13 protein-coding genes are annotated in these 10,834 nt (G+C 48.4%); all 13 read left to right on the forward strand.

Going from position 1 to position 10,834, the window contains the following annotated elements:
- The first annotated feature begins 92 nt into the window (after positions 1–92).
- The 13 genes from HMPREF0240_RS18445 to HMPREF0240_RS18505 all read left to right on the forward strand — a co-directional run bounded on the left by HMPREF0240_RS18445 (position 93) and on the right by HMPREF0240_RS18505 (position 10,634).
- On the forward strand, positions 93–1,382 hold the full coding sequence (locus HMPREF0240_RS18445) for a S1C family serine protease (protein ID WP_009004936.1): 1,290 nt from the start codon (positions 93–95) through the stop codon (positions 1,380–1,382).
- 207 nt (positions 1,383–1,589) lie between these two features.
- Positions 1,590–2,531 (forward strand): HD domain-containing protein, encoded by a 942-nt coding sequence (locus HMPREF0240_RS18450; protein ID WP_009004937.1) that lies wholly within the window; start codon positions 1,590–1,592, stop codon positions 2,529–2,531.
- Between the two features lie 123 nt (positions 2,532–2,654).
- Positions 2,655–4,358 (forward strand): 23S rRNA (uracil(1939)-C(5))-methyltransferase RlmD, encoded by a 1,704-nt coding sequence (rlmD, locus tag HMPREF0240_RS18455; protein ID WP_009004938.1) that lies wholly within the window; start codon positions 2,655–2,657, stop codon positions 4,356–4,358.
- A 119-nt stretch (positions 4,359–4,477) separates the two neighbouring features.
- Positions 4,478–5,299: a ParA family protein gene (locus HMPREF0240_RS18460; RefSeq protein ID WP_009004939.1), complete on the forward strand. Its 822-nt coding sequence runs from the start codon at positions 4,478–4,480 to the stop codon at positions 5,297–5,299.
- On the forward strand, positions 5,256–6,185 hold the full coding sequence (locus HMPREF0240_RS18465; protein ID WP_009004940.1) for a ParB/RepB/Spo0J family partition protein: 930 nt from the start codon (positions 5,256–5,258) through the stop codon (positions 6,183–6,185). The genes HMPREF0240_RS18460 and HMPREF0240_RS18465 overlap by 44 nt, the downstream gene beginning before the upstream one ends.
- A 12-nt stretch (positions 6,186–6,197) precedes the next feature.
- Positions 6,198–6,473, forward strand: coding sequence for a DUF5720 family protein (locus tag HMPREF0240_RS18470; protein WP_009004941.1), 276 nt, complete (start codon positions 6,198–6,200; stop codon positions 6,471–6,473).
- A gap of 29 nt (positions 6,474–6,502) precedes the next feature.
- The gene (locus tag HMPREF0240_RS18475) at positions 6,503–6,688 is read left to right on the forward strand and encodes a hypothetical protein (protein ID WP_025487375.1); all 186 of its coding nucleotides are present in this window, start codon (positions 6,503–6,505) and stop codon (positions 6,686–6,688) included.
- Between the two features lie 67 nt (positions 6,689–6,755).
- Positions 6,756–7,634: a DUF6017 domain-containing protein gene (locus HMPREF0240_RS18480; RefSeq protein ID WP_009004943.1), complete on the forward strand. Its 879-nt coding sequence runs from the start codon at positions 6,756–6,758 to the stop codon at positions 7,632–7,634.
- Between the two features lie 34 nt (positions 7,635–7,668).
- On the forward strand, positions 7,669–8,415 hold the full coding sequence (locus HMPREF0240_RS18485) for a phage antirepressor KilAC domain-containing protein (RefSeq protein ID WP_009004944.1): 747 nt from the start codon (positions 7,669–7,671) through the stop codon (positions 8,413–8,415).
- 22 nt (positions 8,416–8,437) lie between these two features.
- A complete protein-coding gene (locus HMPREF0240_RS18490) occupies positions 8,438–8,749 on the forward strand; it encodes a DUF5720 family protein (RefSeq protein WP_025487374.1) in 312 nt (103 codons plus the stop codon).
- 12 nt (positions 8,750–8,761) lie between these two features.
- A complete protein-coding gene (locus HMPREF0240_RS18495; RefSeq protein WP_009004946.1) occupies positions 8,762–9,181 on the forward strand; it encodes a DUF4313 domain-containing protein in 420 nt (139 codons plus the stop codon).
- Positions 9,182–9,267: 86 nt separating this feature from the next.
- The gene (locus tag HMPREF0240_RS18500) at positions 9,268–9,768 is read left to right on the forward strand and encodes a PcfB family protein (RefSeq protein WP_007886614.1); all 501 of its coding nucleotides are present in this window, start codon (positions 9,268–9,270) and stop codon (positions 9,766–9,768) included.
- Entirely contained in the window at positions 9,765–10,634 is an 870-nt protein-coding gene (locus tag HMPREF0240_RS18505; RefSeq protein WP_009004947.1) for a type IV secretory system conjugative DNA transfer family protein, read from the forward strand. The genes HMPREF0240_RS18500 and HMPREF0240_RS18505 overlap by 4 nt, the downstream gene beginning before the upstream one ends.
- The last annotated feature ends 200 nt before the right edge of the window (positions 10,635–10,834 follow it).

Here is a 10,834-nt window from a genome sequence, read left to right on the forward strand (position 1 = left end):
CATTCTACCCTATTTAACGCATATTGAAAAGGATAAATATTGAACAATCCGAATGAATCGGTTATACTATAGACTAAAGGAGATTAGAGTCTATGCCGTATGATGAAGATCCGAAACTGAAGCCGGACCAGGGCCTGGAGGAGCAGAAAGAAGAACAGTTTTCTTTCTTGCAGGAGACGATTAAACCAAAACCAGTCACCAGAAAGAAAATCCTCACACAACTTGCGAGAGTGGGGATATATGGACTGATTTTCGGGGCGTTCGCCTGCCTTAGTTTTTTTGCGCTTAAACCATGGGCACAGAATAAATTTCAGGGGAATCCCAAGACCGTAACAATACCGGAGGACGAAGAGGAGACTGACGAGCAGCAGACAGCAGACTCCGCCACAGAAGAGAAGGTACCGCCTGTACTGGATTCAGAAAGCTATCAGGAAATGATGAAAAGTGTGTTTGAGATAGCAAAAGAGGCGGACAAGTGTGTGGTTTCTGTGCAGCCTGACAGAGAAGATGCTGCATTGACAGCGAACAGCGGACTGGGGGGCAGCGTTGCAGGACTGATCGCCGCGGACAACGGGCAGGAACTCCTGATACTCTGTGACAGTTCCGTATGCCAGGATGCTGAAAAGTGGAAGATCACTTTTGCTGATGACAGCCAATACGGGGCCTCCTTAAAAAAACAGGACAGAAACAGCGGATTTGCAGTGTTTGCGATACCGCGTGCCAAGATTACAAATACCACATGGAGCGCTGTGAAAGTGGCGGTCCTTGGTAATTCAAACCTTACCACTAAGGGAGATGTAGCCATTGCCCTTGGCAATACATTTGGGTATGCGGACGGAGTTGGATACGGAATCGTAAGTTCCAATGCATACGACGAAACCCAGGCAGACGGGCAGAGAAGTATTCTGGCAACCGATATTCCGGCAGAAGCCGGCGGTACAGGGATATTGTTCAACATGCAGGGAGAAGTAATCGGTATGATAGACCCCGGTATCTGGGGCGGTGCACAGAACAATACCGCCAAAGCACTGGCGATCTCTGATTTAAAAGCCACAATAGAACTGCTGGTAAACGGGGAGAGTGTGCCTTATATAGGCATCTACGGCACAACCATCAACGATACGATATCCGAGGCCCAGGAAATGCCGGCCGGAGTTTACGTAATGGAGATCAACCCGGACTCACCGGCCATGTCTGCAGGAATACAAAACGGAGACATCATTCAGGAAGTGGCCGGCACAAAGATTTCTAATACCCTGTCCTATGAAAAGGCAGTCATAAGCTGCAAAGTAGGGGACAATGTTAAAATAAAAGGAAAACGCCGCGGGGCGAACGGGTATGTGGATATAGACTTTACTGTGACAATAGGAAGTCAGGAATAAACGATGCCCAGGGGCAACCCGTAATCCGTGCCCTTCGGGCGGGAATAAAAAAGAAAAGTAGAGGGCTGCCAGATATAAGGCAGCCTCAGTCATGTACACGGCGAGGTTGCGTGGAGGCGGATTGCATGGGGGTCTGACCCCTTTGCCAAAGGGGTCAGACCCCCATGCAATTCTCAAACAATTAACACAAATGGAATGGAGGAAATTATGAAATATATTAATGAATTACATGAAGGTGAGACAATACGCGGCATTTATCTTTGCAAGGGGAAACGTTCTGCGGAGACAAGGAATGGAAAACCTTACGACAACCTGCTGCTTCAGGATAAGACAGGAACTCTGGACGGAAAAGTATGGGATCCAAACTCCCAGGGGATTGCCGATTACGATGAGAAGGATTTTATAGAAGTGTTCGGTGAAGTCATCAGCTATAATAACAATCGGCAGCTCAACATCAAGCAGATCAGAAAAGCTGCTGAGGGGGAATACGATCCGGCGGACTATATGCCTACTTCTGATAAGAGTGTGGACGGCATGTTCGAGGAACTGCGTTCCTACATACGCCAGATATCCAACGATTACCTGCGTCAGGCAGTGGAATATTACTTTACGGATGATGAAGAATTCATAAAAGTGTTCAAAGGCCATTCCGCTGCGAAGACTGTGCATCACGGTTTTGCTGGGGGGCTGCTGGAACATACACTGAGTGTGGTGAAAATGTGTGAATATTTTGCGGGTACTTATTCTATTTTAAATAAAGACCTGCTTTATGCATCAGCCATCTGCCATGATATAGGTAAAACAAAAGAACTGTCCGAATTTCCGGATAATGATTATACTGATGACGGTCAGCTGCTGGGCCATATCATAATTGGCGTGGAAATGGTAAGCGAGGCAGTACGTGCAATCCCCGGATTCCCGGAAAAGCTGGCAAGCGAGCTTAAACACTGTATTATCGCCCATCATGGAGAACTGGAATACGGCTCTCCGAAAAAACCGGCGCTGGCGGAAGCTATGGCGCTGAATCTGGCAGATAATGCCGATGCGAAGATGCAGACGCTGACAGAAATATTCAAGGATAAGACAGGAACTGAGTGGCTGGGGTATAATCGGCTGTTTGAATCAAATTTAAGAAAAACTTCTATATAAAAAAGTTGTATGGTGGAGTGTATTTGATAAATCGGGTGTCTCTCCGGTTGTGTTAATTATTGGTACAATTGGACGGTGCGATGACTTATCAAATGCACTCTAAGACGTACAGAAGGAGTATATATGCAAAAAAATGATGTTGTCACAGTGACAATTGAAGATATGGGTGTGAGCGGAGAAGGTATAGGCAAAGTAGATGGCTATACCTTATTTATTAAGGATGCGGTGATAGGCGATGTCGTGAAGGCTAAGCTTATGAAGGCAAAAAAGAATTACGGCTATGCAAGATTAATGGATATCATAGAACCCTCACCCAACCGTGTCACGCCGAAATGCCAGTTTGCCCGCAAATGCGGCGGATGTCAGATACAGGAGCTGTCGTATGAGAAACAGCTGGAGTTCAAGGAAAATAAGGTAAAGGGAAATCTGGAGCGGATTGGCGGTTTTGCGCCGGAGCTTCTGGAACGGGTGACAGAGCCTATTGTTGGGATGGAAGTTCCTTTTTATTACCGGAATAAAGCGCAGTTCCCCTTTGGCACGGATAAGGAAGGAAACCCGGTCACCGGTTTTTATGCCGGACGTACCCATGATATTATTGCAAATACAGACTGTGCCCTTGGAGTGCCGGTAAATAAGCAGATCCTTGAGCTTATACTTGCTTTTATGAAGAAATACGGCATCACCGCATACGATGAAAAGACAGGACGTGGTCTGATCCGTCATGCGTTGATTCGATTCGGGTTTGTGACAAAAGAAATTATGGTCTGTCTGGTTATTAACGGGAAAACGATCCCCCACAGTGCGGAGCTGATAGAAGAACTGAAGGAAATTCCGGGTATGACAAGCATTACGACCAGCGTGAATCGGAAAAAAACAAATGTCATTATGGGAGATAGCTACGATATTCTGTGGGGGCAGGGATTTATCACAGATTATATCGGCGGTATAAAATACCAGATCTCACCGCTGTCCTTTTACCAGGTGAATCCGGTTCAGACGGAGAAACTTTATGGTCTGGCCCTGGAGTATGCCGGGCTTAAAGGAAATGAAACCGTTTGGGATCTGTACTGCGGGATCGGAACGATCTCATTGTTCCTGGCGCAGAAGGCAAAGCAGGTTTATGGAGTAGAGATTGTCCCCCAGGCCATTGAGGATGCCAGAAATAATGCGGAAATTAATGGGATTGGTAACGCGGAGTTTTATACCGGAAGGGCAGAGGATGTGCTGCCGGAATATTATCGGGAGTATGCCATGGAGCATCCGGGAGAAAAAGCACATGCTGATGTGATTGTGGTGGATCCGCCGCGGAAAGGGTGCGAGGAATCTCTGTTGAAGACAATGGCGGAGATGGAACCGGATCGGATCGTGTATGTAAGTTGTGATTCGGCTACTCTGGCGAGGGATTTGAAATATTTGAGCGGAGAAGGGTATGAGCTGGTAAGAGTGCGGGCTGTGGATCAGTTTCCTATGGGGGTTCATGTTGAGACGGTAGTTCTTTTGTCCCACAAAAAAGCCGACAGTTATATCCACATTGATGTGGAGTTTGGAGAGGGCGAGGGCAAGATTCCGGTAGATAGTATTGCTAAAAGAGCCGAAGCGTACAAGCCCAAAGAAAAAGTGACCTACAAAATGATTAAGGAGTACATAGAAGCGAAATACGGCTTCAAAGTACATACCGCATATATCGCAGAGGTAAAGAGAGATTTAGGCTTGCCAATGTATGATGCTCCTAATGCGGTAGAAGAATTGAAACAGCCGAGGAAGCATCCGACACCAGAAAAGGTAGAAGCAATCAAAGATGCACTTCGGTATTTTGCAGTGATATAAAACTTTACTTACAATCGAATATTTCTTACATAGCCGTTTATTCATTTATTTGAGTAAGCGGCTTTTTTCATCCCTATTTTTCGGAATAGGGATATTTTTTGTAGAAGGAGGAGGTTTATTTGAACACGCAAATCATCGCCATCGCCAACCAGAAAGGCGGTGTTGGCAAAACAACAACCTGTGCGAACTTGGGAATAGGTCTGGCACAGGCCGGAAAGAAAGTGCTTCTGATTGACGGGGACCCGCAAGGAAGCCTGACAATCAGCTTGGGAAATCCGCAACCAGACAAGCTGCCATTTACACTGTCGGATGCAATGGGCAAAATTCTGATGGATCAGCCTATACGCCCCGGAGAAGGTATTCTGCATCATGCAGAAGGCGTTGACCTGATGCCTGCGGACATCCAGTTATCCGGCATGGAAGTATCCCTGGTAAATGCCATGAGCCGTGAGACTATCTTGCGGCAATATCTGGACACGCTGAAGGGGCAATACTCCCATATCCTCATCGACTGCCAGCCCTCCCTTGGGATGCTCACAGTCAATGCGCTGGCCGCTGCAAACAGGATCATAATTCCCGTTCAGGCGGAGTATCTGCCCGCAAAAGGGCTGGAACAGCTGCTCTCCACGGTAAACAAGGTAAAGCGGCAGATCAACCCAAAGCTTCAGATAGACGGTATCCTGCTGACAATGGTGGACAGCCGAACCAACTTTGCCAAAGAGATCTCCGCTCTCCTGCGGGAGACCTATGGCAGCAAGATCAAAGTATTCGGCACAGAGATCCCCCATTCTGTTCGGGCTAAGGAAATCAGCGCCGAGGGAAAAAGCATTTTTGCCCACGATCCCGGCGGCAAGGTGGCAGAGGGCTACAAAAATCTGACGAAGGAGGTGTTGAAACTTGAAAAGCAGCGCGAAAAAAATAGAGCTGGCCTCGGTAGATGATCTGTTCTCCACCGAAGAAGGCCGCCAGGATGCAAAGCTGGAAAAGATTCAGGAAATTCCGTTGACTGAACTGCATCCGTTCAAGAACCACCCATTCAAAGTCAAGGATGACGAAGCTATGATGGAAACCGCTGACAGTATCAAGCAGTATGGCGTTCTGGTTCCGGCCATTGCCCGACCGGACCCGGAGGGCGGCTATGAGCTGGTAGCCGGACACAGGCGGCACAGGGCCAGTGAGCTGGCAGAAAAGGAGACCATGCCGGTCATTGTTCGGGATTTGGATGATGATGCCGCCACGATCATTATGGTTGACAGCAATTTGCAGCGAGAAAGCCTGCTCCCCAGTGAAAGGGCATTTGCTTATAAAATGAAGCTGGAGGCTGTCAAACATCAGGGCGCACGAACCGATTTAACTTCTCGCCAACTTGGCGAGAAGTCGCAGACCTCTATTCAAAAGGTTGCAGATCAAGCTGGGGAAAGCCAACGGCAGGTACAGCGCTATATCCGTCTGACAGAGCTGATTCCTGAATTGATGGATATGGTGGATGAAAAAAAGATTGCTCTGAACCCTGCCTATGAGCTGTCCTTTCTCAAAAAGGAAGAACAGGTAGACCTGCTGGATGCCATGGACAGTGAACAGGCTACCCCTTCCCTTTCCCAAGCCCAGCGGCTCAAGAAATATAGCCAGGAGGGACATCTGACCCTCGATATTATGCGTGTCATCATGGGTGAGGAAAAGAAAAGCGACCTGGACCGAGTGACATTTACCTCTGATACTTTGCGGAAATATTTCCCCAAAAGTTATACGCCGGCTCGGATGCAGGAGACCATTATCAAACTGCTGGAAGCATGGCAGAAAAAGCGTCAGAGGGACCAGGAACGATGAAAGGAGCCGCCTATGAGGGATATTTCAGCCCGTGAGCTGAAAGGACACAACATTCTCGCCGTAGAGAGGTTTTGGGATAACACCCGCTGGATGATTGAGTTTTCCGTTCTGCGCCCCAGCACCGCTTACGGCAGACCCGGAGATGAAATGCGGCTGTTTTTGACTGAGGACGGGTATCAGTCCGCCCTGCAAAGCCAGCAGCGCCGGGAGATCAAGATCAAGCGTTACGCTCGTGTGATTGAGGGACATATCCTCGATTTCAAACCGGGAAAGCGCCGCCGCTCATAAACCCATACAACGAAAGGAAAGGAATGACTATGTGTACGGTAAAGGAAATTCAGGAAGCAATTCGGGAAGATTGCAGATCTCAGCATGACATGGATTCGACGGATATTGACCGCGTGATGCAAACACTTCCTTTCGCCAAGGAGGAGCCAGTTACAGGGGGGCATCCACAAAAGCCGCTGTTCTGGTTCTATGCAAGAAAATTTGAAAAGCGCTGAACACCGCAATTCTTTGAAATGAGGATTGCGGTTTTTTTATACCAAAAATTCGGAAGGAGTGAGGTCGATGGCCGTTTTTCGCATTGAACGGACCCGTGATTATACCGTGATGAGCAATCATCATTTACGAAATGCAAACCTGTCGTTAAAAGCCAAGGGGCTGCTTTCCATGATGCTGTCTTTGCCAGAGGAGTGGAATTACACTACCAGAGGGCTGGCTGCCATCTGTAAGGAGGGTGTGGACGCTATTGGCTCTGCGCTCAAAGAGTTGGAAACAGCTGGCTATATTGTCCGCAGGCAGCTTCGCGGTGCGAATGGCCGTATTACTGATACCGAGTACATCATTTATGAGCAGCCACAGCCAAAGAAGCTGGATATGCTGCCGTCAGATGTGGTTTCACCAGATACGGAAAACCCGGATATGGTAAAACCGGATACGGAAAAGCCCGCAGAATTAAATATAGAGAAATCAAATACAGAAAAATCAATTACTTATGGATCAAGTACCGATTCCATTCCCTTCCGGGAAACAGCGGCGGCAAGACCGCCGGAACGGAAAGGAAGAGATGCGATGTCTGTCACAGAGATAGAAAATTATCGGGAATTGATTCAGGAGAATATCGAGTATGACTGTCTGAAGCAGCGTTATCCTCTCTACCTGGATGACCTGAATGAGATCGTAGAGCTGTTGGTAGAAACGGTCTGTGCCAGACGAAAGACCACCCGGATCTCTGGGGCAGACTTTCCTCACGAGATCGTGCGTTCCCGTTTTTTGAAACTGGACAGCTCCCACATCGAGTTTGTCATGGACTGTCTGCAAAAGAACACCACCCAGGTACGCAACATGAAGCAGTACCTGCTTGCGGTGCTGTTCAATGCGCCTACCACCATGAATAATCACTTCACTTCATTGGTCAACCACGATATGCACGCAGGCGGCTGGTAAAGGCCGCCTTTTATCATGCCAAAGGAGGCACGACATGAACCAGATGGAAATTTTCAAAAACCCGGAGTTTGGCAGTATCCGGGTCATCGAAGAAAACGGCAAATACCTGTTCTGCGGAACGGATGTGGCCGCTGCGCTGGGGTACAGCAATTCCCGCGATGCAATTATCCGCCATTGTAGGTATGTCGTGAAACGCGACGCACCTCACCCACAAAGCCCCGACCGCAAAATCAGTATGACTTTTATCCCCGAAGGAGATTTGTACCGCCTGATTGTTCACAGCAAATTGCCATCGGCAGAACAGTTTGAACAGTGGGTATTCGATGAGGTTCTGCCTACCATTCGCAAGCACGGGGCCTATCTCACAAGAGAGAAGCTTTGGGAGGTAGCTACTTCCCCGGAGGCTCTGATGAAGCTCTGCTCAGACTTGTTGGCTGAGCGTGAAGCAAATATTTCTCTGCGTAAGGAAAATGCACAGCTGGAGGGCAAAGCCGCTTTCTATGACCTGTTCATCGACTTAAAGCACAGCACCAATCTCAGGACAACCGCCAAAGAGTTGGATGTCCCGGAGCGCCGGTTTGTTCGGTTTCTGATAGAACGACGGTTTGTGTACCGCACAGCATCCGGCAATGTGCTGCCCTATGCCAATGTGAAAAATACGGGGCTGTTCTGTGTGAAAGACTACTGCAATCACGGGCATACCGGCTCCTACACGCTGGTTACGCCAAAGGGAAAGCTCTACTTTGCTCAGCTGCGGGAGATGATCTTGCTGGTCTCATAAGAACGGAAAGGAAGTGGGTTTTATGCAGGAAGGCAAAACAATCGGGCAGCTGATGGAGGAAATGCGCCAGAAAGCCGGGGCGCAGAACTATCACGGTCATGACTACATGGATCTCCAGCGATTTGCGGAGAACACCCGGCACATGATTATTTTTGATGTACTGACGCATGACTCCCCGGTTGGCTGGAAAGGAGAACGCACCCGCCTGTTTTTGTCAGATATAGGCTATGAAAAAGCTCTGGACAGTCAGGCAAATGGGCAGATCAAGATTCTCAGCCATGCAAAGGTCAGAAATGGAGATTTGTTTTATGACCACAAAGAACAGATACGATAGGAGGAATCCGATATGAATGAGGAAAAGAAAGTACCCTTTAAGTGGGAATATGGGGAAGAAACCATATCGCTGCAACTTGGAATGTATGCGAATAATCAGCGGCTTTATATCGGCATGATTACCCATACAGAAGATGGAGCTGAGGCGTTTGCAGATATGACGGTGAACCTACCAGGATATTCCCTGGACCCCGGAGAGGCGTTTATTTCCGGTGACATCAGCAAGGATTTGCTACGATTCATCAAAGAGAACAAATTGGGGAAGGTGCTTCCCTATCAGGTTCAGTCCGGTTATGGAAAATATTCTGCTGTTGCCTTTGATCTGGAGAAGCTGAAGGCATTTGACCCCAAAGGTGTGGCAGAGTTCCGGAAAGAGTGGAATCTGCCGGATAAGAAGCCGGTAAAGAAAAGGAGCCGCGGGATGGAGCGATGAAAAAATACCTCCTCCGGCGGCTGGTGGTCCCGCCTTAGAAAGAAATGCACCACCCCTGCACATTTTGTGGAAAGGAGGCGATGAAAATGCAGGAAGAAGTGGAAAATAGGACTTTGACGCTGGTTGTCAGTGGAACAAAGTTTACCGGCAGAATGTTTAAGGCTGCCATAAGCAAGTACATGGCACATCGAAAGGAAAAGAAGCTGGAAAAACAGAGAAGCCGTGATGCGCCGGTTGTTCCGCATGGAAAACAGACTGTGAAGCAGCTTGTCGGGCAGAATCAGGGAATATCCAACATTGAGATCACAGACCCCTCTATCAAGGAGTTTGAGAAAATCGCCCGGAAATATGGTGTGGATTATGCGGTGAAAAAGGACCGCAGCAGTTCTCCGCCAAAGTACCTGATTTTTTTCAAAGGCCGTGATGCAGATGCTCTGACAGCAGCTTTTACAGAGTACACCAACAAAAAGGTCAAAAAGGCAACGAAAACAGAGCGCCCGTCCGTACTGGCAAAACTTAACCAGTTCAAAGAGATGGTTAAAAATGCTGTGGTGGATCGCACCAAGCGAAAGGAGCTGGAACGATGAAAAAGACATTGGACATCAAAAAGCTCATTTTGCTGAATATGCCGTATATCCTGCTGGGGCTGTTTGCTACCAATTTTGGAGAGGCATGGCGAATGGCACAAGGGGCGGATGCTTCAGAAAAGTTTCTTTCGCTGGTTGCGGTTCTGCCTGGGGCGTTGCAAAGTTTCTGGCCAAGCCTGCATCCATTGGACTTGTTGGTAGGGCTGTGCTGCGGTGTTGGTCTGAGGCTGGCGGTGTATCTTAAAAGCAAGAACGCCAAGAAATATCGACATGGTTTGGAATATGGTTCGGCCCGCTGGGGAACCCGTGAGGATATTGCACCTTACGTTGATCCTGTATTTCAGAACAATGTGATTCTGACGAAAACGGAGAGCCTGACCATGAACAGCCGCCCCAAGGACCCCAAGACTGCCAGAAACAAAAATGTACTGGTGATTGGCGGCTCCGGTTCCGGTAAGACCCGATTCTGGCTGAAACCCAACCTGATGCAGATGCACAGCTCCTATGTTGTGACGGACCCGAAGGGAACCATTTTGGTGGAGTGCGGAAAAATGCTCCAAAGGGGCGCACCCAAGCCGGGGAAGGACGGAAAGCCCATGAAGGATAAGCACGGCAAGGTCATTTATGAGCCGTACCGAATCAAGGTCCTAAATACAATCAACTTCAAGAAGTCCATGCACTATAACCCTTTCGCCTATATCCATAGCGAAAAGGACATCTTGAAGCTGGTAACAACGCTGATCGCCAATACCAAAGGCGAAGGCAAGGCCGGAGACGATTTCTGGGTAAGTGCGACTCGTTCGCAGACGGTAAAAAGTCTGCGCACGAGCAACGGTTTTCCGTTGTTCGGAGAACTGGTAGTTTGATAGGTGGAATGACGGGGTAACGCCCTGAAACGCCTACCCTTGATGGGCGTGCATTAGCTGTAATGGCTGGTGTACGAAGCCCCATGACAAAGGCTGAGAGTAACCGTAACCACTGCCTAAAGTGGTCGAAAGCGGTCTGGAGGCAGACTGTGTTACCTATAAGCCGAGAGTCTATAAGATACCTATGGTTAGAATGTTCG

It is taken from the genome of Clostridium sp. D5 (genome assembly GCF_000190355.1).
Classification (GTDB): domain Bacteria; phylum Bacillota; class Clostridia; order Lachnospirales; family Lachnospiraceae; genus Faecalicatena; species Faecalicatena fissicatena_A.